This is a genomic window from Streptomyces sp. NPDC019396, from assembly GCF_040632375.1.
In the GTDB taxonomy this organism is placed as follows: domain Bacteria; phylum Actinomycetota; class Actinomycetes; order Streptomycetales; family Streptomycetaceae; genus Streptomyces.
The window spans coordinates 159,845-180,136 of sequence record NZ_JBEYBS010000007.1 but is presented as its reverse complement, the minus strand read 5'-3'; the positions used below and the strand labels follow the sequence as shown (position 1 = coordinate 180,136).

20 protein-coding genes are annotated in these 20,292 nt (G+C 69.8%); 4 read left to right on the top strand and 16 right to left on the bottom strand.

The genetic code is table 11. The annotated features are described in order from the left end of the window. Position 1 precedes the first annotated feature (1 nt). From ABZ532_RS10715 to ABZ532_RS10700, 4 genes are all read right to left on the bottom strand, one after another. Positions 2–409, bottom strand: coding sequence for a copper chaperone PCu(A)C (locus ABZ532_RS10715; RefSeq protein WP_361281159.1), 408 nt, complete (start codon positions 407–409; stop codon positions 2–4). 53 nt (positions 410–462) lie between these two features. Next, positions 463–1,113, bottom strand: a complete 651-nt coding sequence (locus ABZ532_RS10710; protein ID WP_361281157.1) for an SCO family protein — start codon at positions 1,111–1,113, stop codon at positions 463–465. A gap of 86 nt (positions 1,114–1,199) precedes the next feature. Next, positions 1,200–1,946 (bottom strand): YcnI family protein, encoded by a 747-nt coding sequence (locus tag ABZ532_RS10705; RefSeq protein ID WP_361280976.1) that lies wholly within the window; start codon positions 1,944–1,946, stop codon positions 1,200–1,202. A 97-nt stretch (positions 1,947–2,043) separates the two neighbouring features. After that, on the bottom strand, positions 2,044–2,883 hold the full coding sequence (locus ABZ532_RS10700) for a hypothetical protein (protein ID WP_361280974.1): 840 nt from the start codon (positions 2,881–2,883) through the stop codon (positions 2,044–2,046). A 268-nt stretch (positions 2,884–3,151) separates the two neighbouring features. Here ABZ532_RS10700 and ABZ532_RS10695 point away from each other — a divergent pair, with 268 nt between their 5' ends. After that, entirely contained in the window at positions 3,152–3,616 is a 465-nt protein-coding gene (locus tag ABZ532_RS10695) for an ATP-binding protein (RefSeq protein ID WP_361280972.1), read from the top strand. Between the two features lie 52 nt (positions 3,617–3,668). On the opposite strand, the gene ABZ532_RS10690 is transcribed toward ABZ532_RS10695, so the two are convergent. Together ABZ532_RS10690 and ABZ532_RS10685 are read right to left on the bottom strand one after the other, a co-directional pair. Further along, positions 3,669–5,168: an aminopeptidase P family protein gene (locus ABZ532_RS10690; protein WP_361280971.1), complete on the bottom strand. Its 1,500-nt coding sequence runs from the start codon at positions 5,166–5,168 to the stop codon at positions 3,669–3,671. Between the two features lie 116 nt (positions 5,169–5,284). Next, positions 5,285–6,814 carry a PP2C family protein-serine/threonine phosphatase gene (locus ABZ532_RS10685; protein WP_361280969.1) on the bottom strand — a complete coding sequence of 510 codons (1,530 nt, stop codon included), beginning with the start codon at positions 6,812–6,814 and terminating at the stop codon, positions 5,285–5,287. 675 nt (positions 6,815–7,489) lie between these two features. Here ABZ532_RS10685 and ABZ532_RS10680 point away from each other — a divergent pair. Then, complete coding sequence (locus ABZ532_RS10680) at positions 7,490–8,215, top strand: bifunctional DNA primase/polymerase (RefSeq protein WP_361280967.1); 726 nt, start codon at positions 7,490–7,492, stop codon at positions 8,213–8,215. A 648-nt stretch (positions 8,216–8,863) separates the two neighbouring features. Here ABZ532_RS10680 and ABZ532_RS10675 read toward each other — a convergent pair. From ABZ532_RS10675 to ABZ532_RS10665, 3 genes are all read right to left on the bottom strand, one after another. Then, a complete protein-coding gene (locus ABZ532_RS10675) occupies positions 8,864–9,832 on the bottom strand; it encodes a DUF5926 family protein (protein WP_361280966.1) in 969 nt (322 codons plus the stop codon). A 172-nt stretch (positions 9,833–10,004) separates the two neighbouring features. Continuing rightward, on the bottom strand, positions 10,005–10,634 hold the full coding sequence (locus ABZ532_RS10670) for an ATP-binding protein (RefSeq protein ID WP_361280965.1): 630 nt from the start codon (positions 10,632–10,634) through the stop codon (positions 10,005–10,007). Between the two features lie 59 nt (positions 10,635–10,693). Beyond that, on the bottom strand, positions 10,694–11,485 hold the full coding sequence (locus tag ABZ532_RS10665; RefSeq protein WP_361280964.1) for a glycerophosphodiester phosphodiesterase: 792 nt from the start codon (positions 11,483–11,485) through the stop codon (positions 10,694–10,696). Positions 11,486–11,655: 170 nt separating this feature from the next. On the opposite strand from ABZ532_RS10665, the gene ABZ532_RS10660 reads away from it, so the two are divergent. Next, positions 11,656–13,134, top strand: a complete 1,479-nt coding sequence (locus ABZ532_RS10660; RefSeq protein ID WP_361280963.1) for a trypsin-like peptidase domain-containing protein — start codon at positions 11,656–11,658, stop codon at positions 13,132–13,134. A gap of 85 nt (positions 13,135–13,219) precedes the next feature. Here ABZ532_RS10660 and ABZ532_RS10655 read toward each other — a convergent pair whose 3' ends face one another. Beyond that, positions 13,220–14,359: a glutathione-independent formaldehyde dehydrogenase gene (locus ABZ532_RS10655; RefSeq protein WP_361280961.1), complete on the bottom strand. Its 1,140-nt coding sequence runs from the start codon at positions 14,357–14,359 to the stop codon at positions 13,220–13,222. Between the two features lie 197 nt (positions 14,360–14,556). Between ABZ532_RS10655 and ABZ532_RS10650 the strand changes: the two genes are divergently transcribed. Continuing rightward, entirely contained in the window at positions 14,557–14,748 is a 192-nt protein-coding gene (locus ABZ532_RS10650) for a hypothetical protein (RefSeq protein WP_030931808.1), read from the top strand. A gap of 329 nt (positions 14,749–15,077) precedes the next feature. Here ABZ532_RS10650 and ABZ532_RS10645 read toward each other — a convergent pair whose 3' ends face one another. From ABZ532_RS10645 to ABZ532_RS10620, 6 genes are all read right to left on the bottom strand, one after another. Continuing rightward, positions 15,078–15,842, bottom strand: a complete 765-nt coding sequence (locus ABZ532_RS10645; RefSeq protein ID WP_361280959.1) for a DUF5710 domain-containing protein — start codon at positions 15,840–15,842, stop codon at positions 15,078–15,080. A gap of 176 nt (positions 15,843–16,018) precedes the next feature. Next, on the bottom strand, positions 16,019–17,401 hold the full coding sequence (locus ABZ532_RS10640) for a tyrosine-type recombinase/integrase (protein ID WP_361280958.1): 1,383 nt from the start codon (positions 17,399–17,401) through the stop codon (positions 16,019–16,021). Positions 17,402–17,459: 58 nt separating this feature from the next. Further along, positions 17,460–17,675 (bottom strand): helix-turn-helix domain-containing protein, encoded by a 216-nt coding sequence (locus ABZ532_RS10635; RefSeq protein ID WP_282685908.1) that lies wholly within the window; start codon positions 17,673–17,675, stop codon positions 17,460–17,462. A 65-nt stretch (positions 17,676–17,740) separates the two neighbouring features. After that, positions 17,741–18,760, bottom strand: coding sequence for an AAA family ATPase (locus ABZ532_RS10630; RefSeq protein WP_361280956.1), 1,020 nt, complete (start codon positions 18,758–18,760; stop codon positions 17,741–17,743). After that, positions 18,757–19,356 carry a hypothetical protein gene (locus ABZ532_RS10625; protein ID WP_361280955.1) on the bottom strand — a complete coding sequence of 200 codons (600 nt, stop codon included), beginning with the start codon at positions 19,354–19,356 and terminating at the stop codon, positions 18,757–18,759. Before ABZ532_RS10625 ends, ABZ532_RS10630 begins: the two co-directional genes overlap by 4 nt. Then, complete coding sequence (locus tag ABZ532_RS10620; protein ID WP_361280954.1) at positions 19,353–20,237, bottom strand: bifunctional DNA primase/polymerase; 885 nt, start codon at positions 20,235–20,237, stop codon at positions 19,353–19,355. Before ABZ532_RS10620 ends, ABZ532_RS10625 begins: the two co-directional genes overlap by 4 nt. Between the last annotated feature and the right edge of the window lie 55 nt (positions 20,238–20,292).

Sequence of the window (20,292 nt, the reverse complement as noted above, 5' to 3'; positions counted from 1 at the left end):
GTCAGTGGTGCTTCGGGTTGTACGTGGCTTCCTTCACCGGAAGCTCAACCTTGACCTGGCCGGACTTCTCGAAGTGCAGCTCCACGGACACGTTGTCGCCTGCCTTCAGCTGTCGCTTGAGACCCATGAACATCATGTGACTCGCGCCGCGTTCGAGGTTCAGCTCGCCGTTCGCGGGGACGTCGAAGGACGTCACCCGCTGCATCTTCTGGTCCTTGGTCTCGTGGATGGTCACCTCGTCGGCTATCGCGCTGGTGACCGAGGTGAGCTTGTCCCCCTCACCACCGCTGTTGGCGACGGTGAGGAACCCGGAGGCCATGTCCCCGACGGGCTGGGGCATGAACGCCCCGCTGACCGTTATGTCAGGACCGCCCGACCCGGAGCCCGACGAGCACCCCGTCAGCGCCATGCCGCTCGTCGTGACGGCGATGGCCGCGGCGAGGGCGGCAGCGCTGTGGCGGCTCACGGCTGCTCCCCCTTGATGAGTTTCGGCAGGTCCTTGGCGTAGTCGTCGGCGCTGGTGTCCTCCCCGTACAGGACGTAGCCCTGGTCGGTCTTCGGGGAGAAGGCGATCACCTGTGCGCCGTGCATGGAGACGACGGAGCCGTCCTTCTCCTTCTTCGGCGGGTCGATACCGATGCCGAGCTGCCGTGCGCCCGCCTGGATGGTGGGGAAGTCGCCGGTCAGGCCGACGAACGAGGCGTCGCCGGCCGACGGCAACCACTTGGCGAGCTCGGCCGAGGTGTCCCGTTCGGGGTCGGTGGTGACGAAGACGACCTGGAGCTTGTCCTGGTCGGCCTTGGGCAGCTTCTTCCTGGCGATGGCGATGTTGCTCATCGTCAGCGGGCACACGTCCGGGCAATGGGTGTAGCCGAAGTAGACGAGCGTCGGCTTGCCCTTGGTCTGCGCACGGAAGTCGTAGGTCCTGCCCTTGGTGTCCTTCAGGACGAGGTCGGGCTTCGCGAAGGGGCGGTCGAGCACCGTGGCCGCCTTGGTCTTCGGCTGGGCGGAGACATCGCCGAAGCCGTTGCCTCCGGCCGGTGCCGGGTCGTCGGTGGGGCCGCAGGCCGAGAGTGCCAGCGCGGCGGCCACCGCCAGGGCGGCGGCCGTCAGCTTCTTCATGTGTGTGCCGTGTGTGCCGTGTTTGGCGTGCATGGAGGAATGTCCCAGTGGTGACGTGATGGGTGCCGGTATTCGGGTCAGGAGGCGCGGCGGCGGCCGGCCAGCACGCCGAACGCGACCCCCGCGACGCCGACCGCGATGCCCACGACGGCCAGGACTCGGGCGGTGGTGTCGCTGCCCGCCGAGTCGGCAGCGGCCTCGGCGGCGTCATCGCTGTGCCCGGCGTCGTGCCCGGCCTTGGCGTTCTTGTCGTCGCTCGCTGCGCCACCGCCGTGGTGGTCACCCGTCGCGGCGGACAGGCTGAGTACCGGCGCGGGGTTCTCCGGCTCGGCCGCGCCTTCCTTCGGCTCCTCGATCCAGCGCACGACCTCCTTGTTGTCGTACGTCTGGAGGGCCTTGAAGACCAGCGATTCGGTGTCCTCGGGCAGCTGGCCGAGCGAGACAGGGAACTGCTGGAAGCGCCCGGGCTCGATCTTGCCGCCGTCAGCGGTCCAGGTGATCTTGGTGACGGCCTCGGTGATCTGCTTGCCGTGCACGGAGAGCGGCTTGGCGAGCTTGCTCTTGGTCGTCTCGACCTTCCAGCCGGGTACGGCCTGCGGCATCACGGAGGACAGCGGGTGCTCGGTGGGGAGGGTGACCTCGAGCTTCACCGTGGAGGCGTTGTCGCGCTCGTTGGGGACCTTGAAGTTGACCGTGGCGTAGCCGCCCTTGGCCGCCTCGCCCTGCGGCTGCACGCTGACGTGGGCGAAGGCGGGGACGGAGAGCAGCAGCACGGAGGAGGCGGCGATACCGGCGGCGGCGGTGAGACGAGACAGGGTGTTCATGGTGAAGGACACTCCACGGAGCAGAAGCTGATAGGTGATCGGTCCGTACGCGGGTACGCGCGTACGCTGCGGCACCACTCCTGTCGGGTGGTCCGCGTCAGGCTGCGAGTACGAGCACGCAGGCGGCCGGTGGGCCGCGCCTGATCACCGTGTGCTGGAGTGCCCCGGTCACCGGTGGCGGGGGCGCGTCGGGAAGTGCGGGCAGGGCGCGCGAAGCCCGTCCGGGCGCACCGGACAGCCCGGCGAGCAGCGCCCGTGCGAACACGAGGGCCGCGCGCAGGCCCCGTGCCCGCGTCTCCTCGACGAACTCGGTGACGCCGCGGGCCGACAGCCGGGCCAGCCGGAACAGCGCGATCTCGCCGCGGCGCAGCAGCCAGCCCACCGCGAGGGCGGCCAGCAGATGGCCGAGCACCATCGGGAGGCTGGGCAGCAGCCCGGTGGCCTCCGCGGGGGTGATGGCCGGATGCTGATGGGCCGCGTGGGCCGCGCCGGCGGCGGATGGGGCGGAGTGGAGACTCGCCGGGTCGATCCCCGCGCGGGTCACGATCCGGTGGGCGTCGGCGGGGCTCAGAGCGGTGGCGCCGGATCCGCACAGCAGCTTCGCCGCCGTCCTGATCAGGGCGTCGTCCGCGGTCGGCGACAGGGTGAGCCGGCGCTGGCCGAGACCGAAGAGGGCGTGCAGGGCGAGTTGCCCGCCGGTCAGCGCGGTGGCGATGACCGCCATCGACCGCTCACGCCCCGCGAGCGGTGTCACCACGGCGAAGACGCCGAGGAACCCGGCCACCAGCGTCCACCACGGGACCGCCGCGCAGGACGCCATGACGTGCCCGAGCGCGGACAGCACGACGCAGACCGCGGCGAACACCGCGGCCCTCAGCAGCCGCAGACCGGCTCCGGCGTGGGCGATCGAGGGCTCGACCGACGGTTGGGCAGACATGGCCGGGTCATCATCCCACTGTGTCCCCGGCGGCCGGGCGGCAGGTCCGGAAGGTCGCTTTGCGGCGGCTTTACGGGCCCCTTGTGATTGCGTCAGCTCGGTGTTCACGCGCCCCGGGTGCTTCCGCGCCCCCTCGTACACCGGCGCACCTCACCCCCGCGTCGGCCGAACGAGGGGGAATGCCGACTCTCGGCCGACGAGGTGCTTACGAACGGTGCTGTGCGGCAATACGTATCGGTATGTCGAGCCGCGGCCAGGAGGCTGGAGCATGAGCATCTGGTGGTCCCTCCACTTGCGGCGCGAGGCTGCGAGCGTTCCGCTCGCCCGTCGTCTCCTCCTCGGCACGATGGAGACCGCGGGCGTCGACCCGGACATCTCCTACGACCTCTCGGTCGCGCTGAGCGAGGCATGCGCCAACGCCGTAGAGCACGGCGGCGACACACGGACCGGTGTGCCCTCGGCGGCGTACCGGGTGACGGCTTACCTCGACGGGGAGAAGTGCCTGATCGAGGTGGCGGACTCGGGCCCGGGCTTCCCCGACGGCCGGGCGGCAGGCGCGTACGCGCCTCTCGCCAACGCAGCGTCGCTGTCCGCCGAGCACGGGCGGGGGTTGTGTCTGATCGAGCAGCTCGCCGACCACGTCCACTTCGGGAACAGGCCGGGGTGCGGCGCGGTGGTGAGCTTCGACAAGATCCTCAAATGGCGGGAGGACGCCCTGCTCAGGGTGAACTGAGCGGACGTCCCCGCAGCTGGTGACCTCGGGCCGGCGTCAGCCCGTCGGGCCCTCAGCCCTTGAGCTGCGCCATCCACGCCTCGACCTCGTCGGCGTCCCGGGGCAGCGCCGCCGACAGGTTCCGGTTGCCGTCCTCCGTGACGAGGATGTCGTCCTCGATCCGGACGCCGATGCCGCGGTACTCGGCCGGCACGGTCAGATCGTCGGCCTGGAAGTACAGCCCCGGCTCCACGGTCAGGCACATGCCCGGCTCCAGGGTGGCTTCCACGTAGGCCTCGGTCCGCGCGGCGGCGCAGTCGTGCACGTCCATGCCGAGCATGTGACCGGTGCCGTGCAGGGTCCAGCGGCGCTGGAGGCCGAGCTCCAGCACCTTCTCCACGTCCAGGTCGCCGAGCAGGCCCCACTCCACCAGCCGGGTGGCGAGCACACGCTGGGCGGCGTCGTGGAAGTCGCGGAATGCGGCGCCGGGGCGCACCGCGGCGATTCCGGCTTCCTGGGCCTCGTGGACGGCGTCGTAGATCTTGCGCTGGAGCGGGGTGAAGCGTCCGTTGATCGGCAGCGTGCGGGTGACATCGGCGGTATAGAGCTCGGTGGTCTCGACACCCGCGTCGAGCAGGAGCAGCTCACCGGCCCGGACGGCACCGTCGTTGCGCACCCAGTGCAGGGTGGTGGCGTGCGGTCCCGCGGCGCAGATCGAGCCGTAGCCGATGTCGTTGCCCTCGACGCGGGCGCGCAGGAAGAACGTTCCCTCGATGTAGCGCTCGCTGGTGGCCTCGGCGCGGTCCAGGACCCGGACGACGTCCTCGAAGCCGCGGGCGGTGGAGTCGCAGGCCTTCTGGAGCTCGGCGATCTCGAACTCGTCCTTGATCAGCCGCGCCTCGGAGACGAAGACCCGCAGCTCCTCGTCGCGCTCCGCGGTGACCTTGTCGGTCAGGGCCGCCTGGATGGCGGCGTCATGGCCCCGGACGACGCGGACCGGTCCGGTGGCCTCGCGCAGCTGCTCGGGCAGCTTGCGTACGTCCTTCGCCGGGATGCCCAGGAGCTGCTCGGCCTCGGCCAGCGAGTGGCGGCGGCCGACCCACAGCTCGCCCTGGCCGTCCAGCCAGAACTCGCCGTTCTCGCGGTCGGAGCGGGGCAGCAGGTAGATGGTCGCCTCATGGCCGCCACCCGAGCCGTCTGCGCCGTCCGTGCCCTTCGCGCCGGCCACCGGCTCCATGACCAGGACGCCGTCCTCGCTCTGGTCACCGGTGAGATATGCGTACTCGGTGGAGGCACGGAAGGAGTACTCGGTGTCGTTGGAACGGGTCCGAAGGTTTCCCGCGGGGATGACGAGACGCTCGCCGGGGAAGCGGGCGGACAGCGCGGCACGGCGGCGGGCGGTGTGCTCAGCCTGTGCGATCGGCTCCAGGCCGTGCAGTTCCGTGTCGGCCCAGCCGGACTTCATGTTCTCGGCGAGTTCGTCCGAGACTCCCGGATACAGCCCGTTCTTCCGCTGCTTGATCGGCTCTTCGCCCGACTCTTCCGGGGTCTCCGGGGTGAGCTCCTCTGCCACGGGTAGGCCTCCTTTGGTCCCTATGGGTTACGACATCGAACCCTCACCCATCGTACGGTCGTGCGGAAGGGCGCCCCTCAATGAGCCCGGGCACGCTCGACGGCCGACAGCGCCGTTCACGCGAACCAGGCCGCCAGCATCACCACGTCATCCGCGTCACCAGGCCCGTCGGCGTCCCCGGGTCCGTCGGTGTCGACCCCCGGCAGCACCGTCCGCAGCACATGGTCGACGACCGCGGCCGGGTCGTCCCGCAGGGCCCTGGGCACACCCGCCGCCGCCGCGTGCAGCCGGGCGAAGGCCCGGTCCATGGAGTCCCCGGTACGTCTGAGCAGTCCGTCGGAATAGAGAAGCACCGTTTCTCCGGGAGCCGGGGAGAACTCCACGCTGGGTGCCTCCCAGCAGGCCAGCATGCCCAGGGGTGCCGACAGCGAGGTCTCCACGAACTCGGTGCGCCTGGTGCCGGTGATCAGCGGCGGTGTGTGCCCGGCACCGGCCAGGACGACCCTGCGCAGCGCGGGCTCGCAGTAGGCGAACAGCGCGGTCGCGGAACGGGCCGGCTCCGTGAGACGCAGCAGCAACTCCAGGTCGGACAGCACGGCGACGGGGTCCTCGCCCTCCATCACCGCGTACGCCCGCAGGCTCGCCCGGAGCCGTCCCATCGCGGCCAGGGTGCTCGGGCCGGACCCGGAGACCGCGCCGACGGCGAGCCCCAGCGCCCCCTCGGGAAGCGGCAGCGCGTCGTACCATTCGCCACCCCCGCGGGGGCCGCTCAGCTGGCGGGCGGCCAGCCGTACTCCCGGCACCCGGGGCAGCCGGCTGGGCAGCAGTTCCTCCGTGATGGTGGCCAGCCGCCGTCGTGCCCGGTCCAGTTCGAGGAGCCGGGCCAGATGCTCGGTGGCATAGCGTCCGTAGAGGCCGACGAGATGGCGCTGCCGCTCGAGCGGTTCCGCGGGTTCGTCGTAGAACCAGACGGCGACGCCCAGTTTCCCCGCCTCCTTGGTGGCCAGCGGCAGGGCGTAACTCGCCGCGTAGCCGAGGCGCGCGGCGACCTCGCGCAGCCGGGGGTCCAGGCCCTCGTCACGGAAGAGGTCGGCCTGGGCGACCGCGCCGGGAATCGTGGCCGGGGCCCCGTCGAGGATGCGGCCGTGAGGGGTGGCGCTGCGGGGGACGGTCTCGATGTGGCCGAGGTCGGCATGAGCGAGGCCCAGACCGGTGGTGATGGCGGGCCCGCGGCCCTCGGGGGGCTCGAGCACGACCATGCCCCGGCGGGCGCCGACCAGGGCCGCGCCCGCGCGCAGGAGTTCATGGAGGGCGTCGTCCAGAGTCGCGGTCCTGGCGAGGCGCTCGGTGAGTTCGTGGAGCGTGGTGAGGTCGGAGACCCAGCTCGCGAGCCGGTCCTGGATCAGAGCGCCGGGCCCGATGGCCGGGACGGGGCCCGGGTCACCGGCGGCGAGAGCTGCCGCAGTGTGCGCGGAACCGGGAACAGCTGAATCGATTCCAGCCACTTTCGGCAGGTGAGGGGTGCTCATGGCTGCCGGCCTTCCGGCTGGTGCGTTTCGGCCAATAGCATCGCAAACCCCCATGTCGCGCTGCTCCGCTATCAATGCATCCACATCTACACGTACTCGCAAGGGGATGTCCAGCATTGTCCCTGCGGAATCGCCGGTGTCAATGGGGTGTTCGAGGGGTTGTCGATTGGGTGGGACTGCGGAAAACTTGTCCAAAAAATGCCCCCTGAGGCCGTCATTTGCGGTCGACTGAGGGCGTTCGAGAGGCCAAACCTCCCGGAGCGGACACCGAGGGCCGGTGCTCCAGGAGGAGCGTCTTTCCGAGTGCGTTGGGTACGTACATGGTGATGGCCAGGGGCAGTTGGAACAGCCCTGGAACCTCGCGGGGAGCCCGGGCGTCTTAGCCGCCGAGGCCACCGCGCCCCATCCCGAGTGGCGGACCGGATCCACGGGACAGTAAAGCGCCATGCACGCGCCACCCCTCGCCATGCGTTTAATGGACACAGCCCATCTCGTTCGGCCCTGCGGCGCTCATTGCCGCAGCTCATGCCTGTGGCAAGTCCACGGTGCGGAGCGGTGGGCAGAGGGCGTGAGCGCGCAGTGAGTCGTAAGGACACGTACGGACGTACAAGCGGTAGCGGTACAGCGGTACGCGAGTAAGGCGCAGAGCGAAACGCGCACGAGATGCACGCGAGATGAACAGCGGTACGCACGGCAGTTCGCATGGCAGCACGTACAGCGGTACGCACGGTGAAGAGACGTTGACATGGTGTGATGTGGCCCTCGGCGTTCAACTGAAAGGAACGAGCGCTCATGCGCGAGATCCCCGGAAGGCGACGCAGGCTCCGGTTCCGGCGGAACCAGCGGAACCAGAAGAAGGGGGCGCCTGCCCTGCTCGATACGGCGCTCGTCTGCGCCACTGACTGGCACTGGCCGGTGCTCCCCGGTGTGGGCCTCGGGCCCGAGGGGCGCGGCGGACGGGCACGTGGCTGCGCCTGCCCCAATCCCGAGTGCGTCGTCCCCGGCGCACACCCCTTTGACCCCGGAATCCTCGCGGCGACCACCGACGGGCGCATGGTGCGCTGGTGGTGGACCAATCGCCCCAAGGCCCCGATCGTGCTGGCGACGGGAGGTTCGGCGCCCTGCGCGGTGAGCCTGCCCGCCGTGGCGGGGGCAAGGGCGCTGGCGGCGCTGGACCGGATGGGAATCCGGCTCGGCCCGGTCGTGGCGACGCCCACCCGGTGGTCGCTGCTGGTGGCGCCGTATTCGATGGAGCAGCTCGGCGAGCTGCTCCACACCAAGGACTGGGTGCCCGGTTCGCTCCGCTTCCATGGGGACGGCGGCTATCTGGTGCTGCCCCCGTCGGAGGCCGGTACGGGGCAGGTCCACTGGGTGCGCGCACCGCTGCCCGGGTCCGCGCGGCCCTGGCTGCCGGATGTGGAGGCGGTCGTCGACGCGCTGGTCGAGGCGAGTGTGAGCGCACCCGCCGACGGGTTCAGTCCTCCGGAGGCGGGCGAGGGCGCGTGGCTCACCTACTGAGCGGCGCCTACTGAACTGAGGCGTGGCTCGTCTACCGAGCCAGGTGCGGGGTTCGCAAGGGGGCGTGGCAGTCGCGAATTCTGGCCGGAATCGATATCCCGCTATGCCGCGCTGCTCTGCGGAAGCGGTGGGATGAACAGAACGGCGAACGATTCGCGGTGGTGCCGGCTCGTGACCGGCACCACCGCGCGCCGCTGAGATCGCCTGAGAACACCTTGTGTGAAGCGATGTCTATGTGCCGGTCATCCAGTTCCCGGCGTTGACGAGTTCGGCGCTCAGTTCGGAGCCGGCGGCGCTCTTCCAGGTTCTCGGACACGAGTCGCTCTGCTGCGCTCCGTGATCAACTTGCGTTCCGTCGGGATGAGTTGACGGAAGCGGAGGTCCGCCGATGTGGTGGGGACGTAATCCGGAAATAGCAACGCCCGGTCGCTGGCGACGGGGGATGCACCAGCGACCGGGCTGTCAGAACCGTAACAAGAGATCGGCTGTTCGCAAATTCGATCTCGGGTATTCGGACACCGAATTACCGGTCCGTAGGGGTGTTTGTGACCGGAATCACCTTTCGGCTGTCAGGCGCGGACAGGAATAGCGCAGCCCGCACACACTGACCGCACGGTCGGTCAATCGGTGGATCGCTCCGGACAGGACTCAGCTGAGGGTCACCTGGCGGTTGGTGAGGCCACCCCGGGCACGGCGCTCGTCCGCGGTCAGCGGAGCATCGGAGGCGAGCGCCTCGGCGAGCCGCTCGGCGAGCTCGGCGGCCGGCTTCTCGCACTCCTCGGCGCCCATCCCGCTCGGCAGGTCCCAGACCGGGACCATCAGTCCGTGCGCGCGGAACGAGCCGACCAGACGGGTGCCTTCGCCGAGGCTGGACGTGCCCGCGGCATGCAGCCGGGCGAGGCCGTCGAGCAGCTGCTCCTCCGGGTGCGGCATGACCCAGCGCAGGTGGTTCTTCTCCGGCGTCTCGCACCAGTAGGCCGCGTCCACACCGGACAGCTTGACCGTGGGGATCGCGGCGGCGTTGGCGCGCTCCAGGGAAGCGGCGACCTCCGGGCTCGCGTTCTCGGCGGCGTCCGGGATCCAGAACTCGAAGCCGCTGTGGACCACCGGCTCGAAAGGCGCGTCCAGGTCGAGCAGGTCCTGGAGACGCGGCCCGTCCGCCGGTACCCGCTCGCCCGCGATCGGGGTGCCGGGCGCGGCCGTGAGCGCGCGGCGCAGCGTGTGCGCCATGTCGCGGCTCAGGTCGCCGGACGAGGTGTCGTTCTGAAGCGCCAGCAGTACGGCCCCGGAGTCGCGGCGCAGTGCGGGCCAGGCCATCGGCAGCACGGTCGCGAGCGTCACGGACGGCACGTCGTCGGGGAGTCCGCCCTTCAGGGTCAGCTCGACCGTGGCCGCGGGGACCAGCTCGCGCAGGGCGACCCAGTCGCATTCACCTGGGAGCCCCTCGAAGGGGCGCTGGACCAGTTCGGTCACCGCGTGAGCGGCGGCGCGGCCGTGACAGGCCTTGTAGCGACGGCCCGAACCGCAGGGGCAGGGCTCGCGGGCCCCGACCACCGGGATCTCGCCGTCGGTGATCTGAGGTGTGGCGGCCTTCGTCTGGGGGCGCTTCTTGGCCATGGTGTGGCTTTCTCCCGAGGACTGCGGTGCTGTGTGGTGCCTTGGTCTCGGGCGCGAGCCTAGCCGTTACAGGACGTGCGGAGGCGGCAACCGGAGCTTCATCGCCCCTCGGCGTCACCGCGGGCCGGTCCTCAAGGGCCGCCCGGACAGCACGTCGCGTGCCGGGCCGGGCCTAGGCGTGCTCGTGCGGCTCGTCGTACGCGTCCGCGAACTCGAAGCCGGACCGGCTGCCCGGTACCCCAGGGCCAGTGACGCGCGTAGCGAAATCGTCATGGCAGTGTCCCTCGTACACAAGCGCCCACACGGTGACCTCGCCGGCCGCGCTGTCCCGTACACCCCAGTCGTGGGCGAGTGCGCTGATGATGTTGAGCCCCCGGCCGCCGCGCGCGGTGACCGAAGGCGTGGCCGGAACCGGGCGGGTCGGACCACCCCCGTCCGTCACCTCGACGGTCAGACTGCCTGCTGGGTCGACGTGCCAGGCCGCGCGGATGGCGCCGTCCCCGATCTCCGCCTGCCCCAGCGGCCTGCCGTGTCGGCAGGCATTGCTGAGCAGTTCGGAAAGGATCAGAACGGCATCGTCGACGACCGATTCCGGCACCCCGCCGCGTCGTAGCTGCTCACGCATCCGGCGCCGTGCCTCGCCCACGCCCGCAGGGCCATGGGGAACGGCCATGCTCGACGACGCGGGCACCTCCTGTGCCACCACCAACGCCACCCCCGAGACCTCCTTCACCCCACGCCACGGTGTGGATGCCCCAGTGGACTGGGCCGGAAACCGGCCAATGCTCGTCTGGTGACGCACTCGTCACATCCGGATACTCTCCGAACGCGCCGGTGCACTCCCTGTAGTCGCGTGGGCGCTCAACTGCGTCCCAGCTGTCCCAGGACCTGCTTCGGCCGGTTGGTGATGATCGCCTCGACACCGAGGCCCACGCAGAATTCGACGTCCTCGGGCTCGTTGACCGTCCAGACATGCACCTGGTGACCGGCCGCGTGCAGCCGCTCCACATAAGAGGGGTGGTTGCGTACGAGGCGGATGCCCGGTCCCGCGATCCGCGCTCCCGCGGGGAGGCGCGCCTCGCGGGCACGCAGTGGCAGGAACTGCATCAGGGAGACCGTGGGGATCTGCGGTGCCGCGGCGGCGATCCGGTGCAGCGAACGCGCCGAGAAACTCATGATGCGCACCGGGGACTCCTCCTGCGCGGCGGGAGCGTCCAGGCCGAAGCGCTTCAGCAGATGGAGCAGGCGCTCTTCCACCTGGCCCGCCCAGCGGGTGGGGTGCTTGGTCTCGATGGCCAGTTGGACCGGCCGCCCGGCGTCGGCGACCAGCTCCAGCAAGCGCTCCAGGGTCAGCACGGAGGTGAAGTCGCGATCGCCCCAGTCGGGGCTCTCCTCGCTGTCCTTCCAGGAGCCGAAGTCGAGGGCGGACAGCTCGGCCAGCTCCAGGGCGGAGACGGCCCCGCGGCCGTTCGACGTACGGTTGACACGACGGTCGTGCACACAGACGAGGTGCCCGTCGGCGGTGAGCCGGACATCGCACTCGAGGGCGTCGGCCCCATCCTCTATGGCCTTCACATACGCGGCCAGGGTGTGCTCCGGAGCGTCCTCCGATGCGCCTCGATGGGCGACGACCTGAATCGGCAGTTGTGTCACCGCGTCATGGTGTCACTGTCTGAAAGACGCCATCACGCCGCGCCGCACCCCTGCCCGCAATGTCCGTGATAAGGGTCGCGCGGATATGCACAGGTCCTGCTTACAGTGGCCTGACAGGCAGTGGGAAAAGCTGTGCACCTGACACTGACACGCATATCGAGGAGACAGCTGTGAGCACCGAGAACGAGGGCAACGAGGGCATCACGGGCCCCGCGGGTCAGACCGCCCCGTCCGTACCTCCCATGCCCCCTTCAGTGCCGTCGGCCGCTCCCGACCACGCCGGTCACGCGGATCACCGTGGCCACGCCGACCAGCCTGGCCGGCCCGGCCCCGCGGCCCCGGAGGCGCCGACACAGCCGATGCCGCCTGTGCCGCCTGTGCCGCCTGTGCCGCCGACTCACCCGACGCAGCAGATGCCGTCCGTGCCGCCGGCCTCGCCCCCCGCGGCCGGCCACGGCTCCGGGGGCTGGCCGCCACCCGCCGCGCCCTGGGGCGCGGCGGCACCGGGCGGCGTACCCGCGTCCGGACCGAAGCGTGGCAGCGGTCTCGTCGCGGCCGTGATCGCCGCCGCGCTCATCGCCGGAGGCGTGGGCGGCGGCATCGGCTACTGGGCCGCGGAGCAGAGCGATCGCAGCGGTGTCTCGACGACCGTCTCCGCGGGCGACGCCCCCGCCGACTTCAAGCGCGAACCGGGCACGGTCGCCGCCGTCGCCGGCAAGGCGCTGCCGAGCGTCGTCACCATCGAGGCGAAGTCCGGGAGCACCCAGGGCGAGGGCGGCACGGGCACCGGCTTCGTATACGACAAGGAGGGCCACATCCTCACCAACAACCATGTGGTGGCCTCCGCGGCCGAGGGCGGTGAGCTCTCGGCGACCTTCTCCGACGGGAAGAAGTACGACGCCCAGGTCGTCGGTCGGGCCCAGGGCTACGACGTCGCCGTGCTGAAGCTGAAGAACGCCCCCTCGGGCCTCAACCCGCTGGCGCTCGGCAACTCGGACCGGGTCGCCGTCGGCGACTCCACCATCGCGATCGGTGCGCCCTTCGGGCTCTCCAACACCGTCACCACCGGCATCATCAGCGCCAAGAACCGCCCGGTCGCCTCGGGTGACGGCTCCAGCGGCAAGAACTCGTACATGAGCGCCCTCCAGACCGACGCTTCGATCAACCCGGGCAACTCCGGTGGCCCGCTGCTCGACGCAAGCGGTGCGGTGATCGGCATCAACTCCGCGATCCAGTCCGCGGGCGGCAGCGGCCTCGGTCAGTCGCAGGCCGGGTCCATCGGCCTCGGCTTCGCCATCCCGATCAACCAGGTCAAGAACGTGGCCGAGCAGCTGATCAAGACGGGGCAGCCGGTCTACCCGGTGATCGGCGCCACGGTGAACATGAGCGACCAGAAGGGCGCCGTGATCGCCGCGCAGGGGTCCGGTGGCTCGTCCGCGGTCACCCCCGACGGCCCGGCCGCCAAGGCCGGGCTCAAGGCAGGCGACGTGATCACCAAGTTCAACGGCAAGCCGGTCGACAGCGGCCCGACCCTGATCAGCGAGATCTGGAACCACAAGCCGGGCGACAAGGTGAGCGTCACGTACGAGCGCGACGGCAAGGAGTCCACGGTCGACCTCACGCTGGGCGAGCGCAAGGGTGACAACTGAGGCCGACGGCTGAGGTGATGTGACATGCGGAGGGGCTGCCGACCGGGTCGGCAGCCCCTCTCGCCTCTTCCCTCTCCACTCCAGGTCAGGTGTTCGGGTGCAACACGACCTTGGTGTAGCCCTCGATCCGCTTGTCGAACTTGTCGTACGCGGACGGCGCCTGGTCCAGCGGCAGTTCATGGGAGACGACGAAGCTGGGCTTCGCCCTGCCCTCGATGATCATGTCCCTGAGATAGCGGTTGTAGCGCTTCACATTGCACTGCCCGGTGCCCATCCGCAGGCCCTTCTCGAAGAGCTTGCCGATCGAGACCAGCAGCATCCCGTGCTTGGCCTGCTCGTCGGGTCCTCCCGGGTCGGCGGGTACGTAAAGCCCGGGTACACCCAGCGCGCCGGTCGGCCGTACCGTGCCGACCAGCGAGTTCAGCACGGTCGCCGGCTCTTCCTTGTCCTTGCCATGCGCCATCGCCTGATAGCCGACGGCATCCACGCCCTTGTCCGTACCGATGCCCTCCGTCTGCTCCTTGATCTGCTCGACGGGGTCGCCCTCGGCGAAGTTGATCGGTACCGCCCCGATCTCCTCGGCCTTCTGCAGACGCTCCGGGACCCGGTCCACGACGAACACCTTCTTCGCGCCGCGCAGCAGAGCGGAGTAGGCGGCCATGAGCCCGACCGGCCCGCCGCCGTACACGGCGACGCTCTCGCCCGGGCGCACCTGCGCGAGTTCACAACCGTGGTACCCGGTGGGGAAGATGTCGGCGAGCAGCATGAAGTCGGTCTCGTGCTCGTTCCCCGGGGGCAGCTTCAGGCAGTTGAAGTCGGCATAAGGCACACGCAGGTACTCCGCCTGACCACCCATCCACGGCCCCATCGCGACATAGCCATAAGCACCGCCGGCGAAGCCCGGGTTGACGGTCTGACAGAACCCGGTGAATCCCTCGACGCAATTGGTACAGAACCCGCAGGCGACGTTGAAGGGCATGACCACACGGTCGCCCTCCTTGAGCGCGGTGACGCCCTGGCCGACCTCCTCGATGATCCCCATGTTCTCGTGCCCGAACACGATGCCGGGCTCCGCCGCAGTGCGGCCCTCGTACATGTGCAGGTCGGAACCGCATATCGCGGTGGACGTGACCCGTACGATCACGTCGTTCGGGTGCTGGATCTGCGGTTTCCCGACATCTTCGACCGCGACGGTGAACGGTCCCTTGTAGACGACGGCCTTCATGCCTGCCACCTCCGCTCGGTGATGCATGTGTGCTTGCCGCCCCCCGCCCGCGTCCCGCCCGCGCCCGCGCTTCGCGTGACCCATCTCTCATGATTCTCCGACCTTCGGTAACGGACAACCCGGTAATGTCGGAATGAATCCCAGAAGCCCTGGTGGGTCCGGCTATGTACCGAGGAAACGGAAAGTGAGGGCGAGTAGTGGCAGCACAGAGACTCGGGACCCTGCTCGTCCCCGTCCCCGGCCTGTCCGGCACCACCTACCCACCCGGCACGACGGTGACGGTCCGTGGCCGCGGCGCCACGGTGGACGCCTTCGTCAACGGTGACTGGCTCCCCCTGTCGTGGTGGGAGTTCTCCGACGGCCTCCGCGAGGACATCGCCGACCGCTGACCAAGCCCCACGCACGGTGTCCCAGCCGGCGGGCTGCAGCGCGCCCGCAGCAGGTGTGCGGGGGCGTGGGTGGGTTGCCCGAGCGGCCTGAGGGAACGGTCTTGAAATCCGCGATCAGCTTCGCGGGCGGATCCGGGCCATCGTAGAGACTTTCGGCAGCTAACAAAGCTGCACGTGAGAGGGGCTGCCGAGTAGATCGGCAGCCCCTTCGTCGTGTCCGGCTGTCCCACCGTGTCCCACCCAGTCCCACTGTGGATCAGTGCGTGTGGTCAACCTGTGGTCAGCCGATTCTTGATCGCCCATGTGGGCCTGACGCTGGACGACTGCTGTCAGCGCCGCCCGAGAATCCGGCGAATGTCCGAGACGGAGCCGGACTGCTGTGGCACGGCCGGACGATCTGCCGAACGCAGCGTCTCCTCCGCGACCCGGGCACGGTCCTGAGCCTCGGGAGGCGGGGCCAGTGTGATGCCGGCGTTGGTGAGGATCCCGAGATCAAGATCCCACGTCACCTGTGAGCGCTTCTCCCACACGGCGAAGGCAGATGCAACATGCTGGCGAGCCTGCGGCACGGTCATCCTCGTGACCTTCACCAAGTGCGCGAATGCCTCGGCCTCAACGCCGCGGACCTGGGCGTAGCCGAAATGCGTGACCGTGTGGCAGTCGGTGCACAGGCAGATGAGCCGCTTGAGGGTCTGCACGCGGGTGCGCTCGTCGAAGGTCCACCGCTCGTGGGCCTCCAGCCATCGCTTGGTCTCACGGTTCTCCTCCGCCCCGCAGATCTCACAGCGCTGTTCGGCGCGGCGGGTGATCATCCGGCGGAGGCGTTCCCAGTCCTTCTTCGCGACGCATGAGCGGACGTTGGTGAACCAACATGTCTGCGGCACGAGATCAACGAACAAGCCGCTGCCGAGGCTGCGATCCTCCCCCGGCAGGAGGTCGGGTACGTCCGGGGCTGGCGCCCACCGTTCCAGCTCAGCCATCCCCGGGCGGGGCGCAAACCAACGCTTGGCGGTCCCGTCCCAGCGAGCTCCGCCTCTTTTCGCTTCGTCTTTCTCGGCGAACGGTACGTCTAACCAGATGCGTTCAACTGCCACGGCGTGCCCTCTCGTTGGGTACTACGAGCGATGCTGGCATGGGATGTCTCGCGGAGGGACCTGTATGCCGGTCATCACTCTCAGAGAAGCAGCAGGCTTTGACCTAAAGCCGGCAGAGACGTACGAAGCCCCCGAGGCCCACCAATGGTGGATCTCGGGGGTGTCGTTAGCGGGACTCAATAGTTCAGTGCGACGTCAATCAGCTCGTTCGCCTTGTGCTGCTGGCCCCGCAGGATCTTCGCGTAGAAGCGCCACAGGACCGCGATGCTGTGGCCGGCGCGGCGAGCGACTTCGACCGGGTCGACACCCGCCTTGATCCAGAGCGAGACACACGCGTGGCGGAGTGAGTACGGCACGTCGGCCAGCGGGGTGGTCACCTCCTCTTCGGAGAGGACCTTGCGGCGGGCCTTCTGCCAGATCTCGGTGTACTCGTTGGACCGGACACGGCCCCCGCGCACGGCCCGGAAGAGGCGGCCGTCAGGGGCCACTCCCTGGGTCTCGATGTGGTCGCGGAGCATCTGGACGAGGACCGGTGGGATGGGTACGGGGCGGGTGGCGCGGCGGGCGCGGCGTTTCAGGCCGCGTTCCTCGTACGGCTTGCCGTCGTCGGTCCAGCCGGAGCCGACCTCTGGGCGGCTACCGGCAAGGATCATCTCGCCCCACCCCTCCTCCGGCAGGACGAGGTTCGACTTCTTCAGGTCGGCCACTTCCGACGGACGGTTCGCGGCGTAGTACATGCACCCGAGGAAGGCGTACAGGTGCTCGCCGCGCGGGCCCTGGGCTCTGACGGCGTCGATGAGCTCGCGGGCGGTCTTCGGCTCGGGGACGTACCGGAAGTCGACTTCATCATCCGTCTCCGGTGCACTCCAGTCGATGCGGGTGAGCGGGTTCACGTCGAGGAGGTCCCGCTCGACCGCGTACCGGAGCGCGTTGCTCAGTACCGTCCGTTTGCGGGCGACCGTGTTGTCCGCCGCCTTCTTGCCCTTCAGCGTGAGCGAGATCGCCTTGAGCGCGGGGCGGAGCTTGTCCGAGACTGCCAGGTCCTTGACCTTGAGCGAGTTCGCCGCGATCCAGTCGAGCGCGGCAGAGACCTCCTCCGGCGGCTCCTGGACGTCCTTCCTCGGCGTCCACTCGCCCTCGTCGTCCTTGACCATCTGGAATGCCCAGTTACGCAGGGACAGGCGGAGCGTCTTGGCCTCCGGCGCTCCCTTCTGGCTCGTTGTAAGCGCCGGAGTGATGTTGGTCAGGGCCTCGGCGATGCCGACGCGGTGTTTTGCCGCTGCGTTGGGCCACTTCATCTGGGCGTACGCGCAGGCGTGCGCGAACCAGGTGGGGGAGTTGAGCGCGCGCAGTTCCGACGCGGGGAGACCGGTCTCCGTGTCGAACTGCTCGCCCTTGCGCTGGGCCGACATGAGTTGAGAACGGCGGCCGTCCGCCAGCGTCTTGTTCGCGAAGACCAGGTAGTGAACCTCAGGCCCGACCTTCCAGCGGAGCTGGAACGGTGACGACTTGCTCGGCCGGCTGCGGACGCTCCAGATCTTCACTTCGTAGGTAAGCAATGTGGTACCTCCGGAACGGGGCGCGCCTTCGCAGGCGCGCCCCACATCAGGGAACGGCTTAGGCGGCGAGCTCTTCGCAGGCGGCGAACCAGGCGTCCAGGTCGCTCCTCCGGACGCGGATCTGGCCGTTCGGGAGCTTGATGCACCGGGGGGCCTGGCCGCGGGCGCGCAGCCGGTAGAAGGCCGAGCGGGACATGTTCAGCTCCGTCAGGACGTCCGGCAGCTTGAGGTTCGAGTCGCCGGACCGACGGGGTTTGGTGGAGGTACGGGGCATGGGGGCGGCTCCTCGGGTCCGGGTGACCGATGTGACGGGAGTGACGCTGTGACGCGTGTGACGGCTCATGCATCACCACCGGTCACGTCGGGGACGACGTAGCCGCCGTCCTTCCTCATGAGCTGAACGTCCTTGGCCATCCGCGAGCAGGTCTGCCGTACGAGGTCCGACGTCAGCCCGGTCCCCTCGGCGATCTGCTTCGGCGCGGCCCCAGGGTTCTCACGGACGTAGCGCAGGATCGTCGCGCGGCTGTCGCCGATCGTGTGGTCGACGGCGGGGCCTTCGAGGAGCTGCCAGGCGCCGGCCTCGGCGTAGAAGCGGAGTGCGTACTCGGCCTCGTCGACGTCGCGGCCGGTCACGTGAAGGACACCGTCGGCCTGGCCACGCGAGCGCTTCAGGACGAGGGTGGCGTCCGCAGCGCCCGCGAGGCCGTTGGTGCCGGAGACTTCGGCGAGGAAGTCGTCCGACGCGGCCTTGCGGACGTGGTGGACCAGGACCACGGCGATGCCGTAGTGATCCGCGATCCGCTTCGCGTGACCGACGGCCGCATAGTCCGCGTCGTAGGCAGAGGCGCCCGGAGCCGAGTTGCCGCGCATCTTCGCGAAGACGTCGATAACGACCATCCGTGCCTCGGGGTTGCGGTCGAGCCACTGGGCGATGGCCTCATTCCCGCCCTGCGGCAACGGCGGGCACGAGGTGGCCAGGGTCAGCCCCGACGGCGCACGGTTGCTGCCGAGGATCTTCCCCATGCGGGTCTGGAGCCGCCGCGGTGTGTCCTCCAGGGCGAGGTACAGCACAGGCCCACCCTCGACGGTGATCGTGTCCATGGCCGTGCCGCCAGCCGCGACCGAGAGGGCCAGGCCGAGGGAGAGCCAGGACTTGCCGACCTTCGGCGGACCGGCGAGCAGGTTGACGCCTTCGGAGATGATCCCGGGGACGGCCCACTTCGGCTCCGGGAACTCGGTCGCCATCAGCTCGTCGGCCGTCCAGGCCGTGCGGATGCGCTGCTGGGAGGGCTGGAGCGGGCGCGGCTCCGGCGGCGGGGCGGAGTACAGGTGGGGCGGGTCGTACGGGTTGTCGTTCACTTCGCCTCGTCACTCTCGGGGGTCTGCGCCTCGATCCATTTCGCGGCGGCGGAGCAGGAGATGAAGCCCTCCTGGGCGCGCGACCAGCGGAGCGTCCTGATTCCGTACTCACCGTTGGGCGACGGCAGCGCGGCGGCGGAGAACCGCTTCCCGCCGCGCGGACCGCGTCCCTCGCAGATCTCGCCGACCACGTCCGCCGCCGTCAGCCGCTGCGGCCTGGCGCGGCTGACCAAAAACTCGTGCGGCTCGTCGTCGAACCAGGGCTGCCCCGGCCACAGGTAGAAGCCGGCGACCTTGCGCGGAGCCTCGCCGAAGCCGGTCGCTCTGGTGCTCGTGCTCCGGCTGCTGACGCTCTCGCCGCTGATGACGTGGGCGACGTGGCAGGCGAGGCAGACCACTCGCATCGTCGAGCGGGGATAGGAACCGCTGTGGTCGCAGTCCTCGTTCGGGCATGCGTGCCGCTCGGTCGCGCCGCCGTACGACGAGCGGTGGTGCTCGTCCTCGCGGACGTCGACGGTCCACGACGGCCGCGGGCAGTCTGCCCCGTGGGCCAGCTCGCGCCAGCCGAGGTAGACGTCCTGAACGCTGAGGTTCATGCGGCCCTCCGCGTGACGGTGCGGGGCTTGCGGGCACCGGCGCGGAGGCCGGAGGCGACGGTGCGGCGCGCGTCCGACTCGTCCAGGGCTTTCCCCACGGCGGTGGCGACGAGCCTCGCCGTGACGTGGCCCTCCGCCAGCTCTCCGCCGGCGACGAGCTGCCCGAGGGCCACGGACGCCTGATAGAGGGCGTTGTTCCGGTTGCCTTTGACGGCCCGCTCGACCCGTTGGATCTCTCCGGAGACGGCCGCCGCGAGGTAGCGGTCCAAGCCGTCAGCGCTGAGCAGGCACACGTCCAGTGGACGCTGCGGCGGCAGCGCTGCCGGGACGAGGAGCTTCGCCAGCCAGCTCGGAAGCGGTGCCGGGGACGCCTCGTGGACGACCCGGTAGGGCCGACCTTCGACCGTGCTGCCCGCGCCCACTACGTAGCCGCCGTTCGCCCGCGTGTCGATCTTCCAGCCGAGCCTGCCCGCGGTGTTCCGCAAAGCGGCGCCGGCTGGGGCCATGAAGTAGAGGTGAAGGCCTCCGCTGCCGCTTCGGACCGCGTACGTGTCGCTGGGGTACCGCTCGCCGTGTTCCTCGGCGAGCAGGCCGAGCGCGTCCGCGCCGTCGGTCACGCCTGCCTGGGTCCCGGCGGGCGGACGGTCCTCGTCTCCCTTGGGGACGTCCAGGTCAACGACGACCAGGCGCGAGGGGCCGGTGGCAATGCCGAGGTTGTAGTCACCGGCCGACCAGCAGCGGGTGAGGCGGGCGCAGTCGGTTGTGGCGCGGGTCTCCCACGAGCGGACGGCCGGACGCTTGCTGCCCTGGACGAGCGGGAAGACGTGCCAGCCCTGCTCGGCCGACTGCAGGACTGCCGGGGGTGGGGTGAAGTGGTGCATCCTGGTGGCACCTCCTGATTCCTTGGATGGGATGGGGAGTACCGGGGCAGCGGGC

Coding starts and splice junctions, on each gene's coding strand:
- ABZ532_RS10715 (WP_361281159.1), bottom strand. CDS start 409: ATGGCGCTGACGGGGTGCTCGTCGGGCTCCGGGTCGGGCGGTCCTGAC.
- ABZ532_RS10705 (WP_361280976.1), bottom strand. CDS start 1,946: ATGAACACCCTGTCTCGTCTCACCGCCGCCGCCGGTATCGCCGCCTCC.
- ABZ532_RS10700 (WP_361280974.1), bottom strand. CDS start 2,883: ATGTCTGCCCAACCGTCGGTCGAGCCCTCGATCGCCCACGCCGGAGCC.
- ABZ532_RS10695 (WP_361280972.1), top strand. CDS start 3,152: ATGAGCATCTGGTGGTCCCTCCACTTGCGGCGCGAGGCTGCGAGCGTT.
- ABZ532_RS10685 (WP_361280969.1), bottom strand. CDS start 6,814: ATGCTGGACATCCCCTTGCGAGTACGTGTAGATGTGGATGCATTGATA.
- ABZ532_RS10680 (WP_361280967.1), top strand. CDS start 7,490: ATGCGCGAGATCCCCGGAAGGCGACGCAGGCTCCGGTTCCGGCGGAAC.
- ABZ532_RS10675 (WP_361280966.1), bottom strand. CDS start 9,832: ATGGCCAAGAAGCGCCCCCAGACGAAGGCCGCCACACCTCAGATCACC.
- ABZ532_RS10655 (WP_361280961.1), bottom strand. CDS start 14,359: ATGAAGGCCGTCGTCTACAAGGGACCGTTCACCGTCGCGGTCGAAGAT.
- ABZ532_RS10635 (WP_282685908.1), bottom strand. CDS start 17,675: ATGCCCCGTACCTCCACCAAACCCCGTCGGTCCGGCGACTCGAACCTC.
- ABZ532_RS10625 (WP_361280955.1), bottom strand. CDS start 19,356: ATGAACCTCAGCGTTCAGGACGTCTACCTCGGCTGGCGCGAGCTGGCC.
- ABZ532_RS10620 (WP_361280954.1), bottom strand. CDS start 20,237: ATGCACCACTTCACCCCACCCCCGGCAGTCCTGCAGTCGGCCGAGCAG.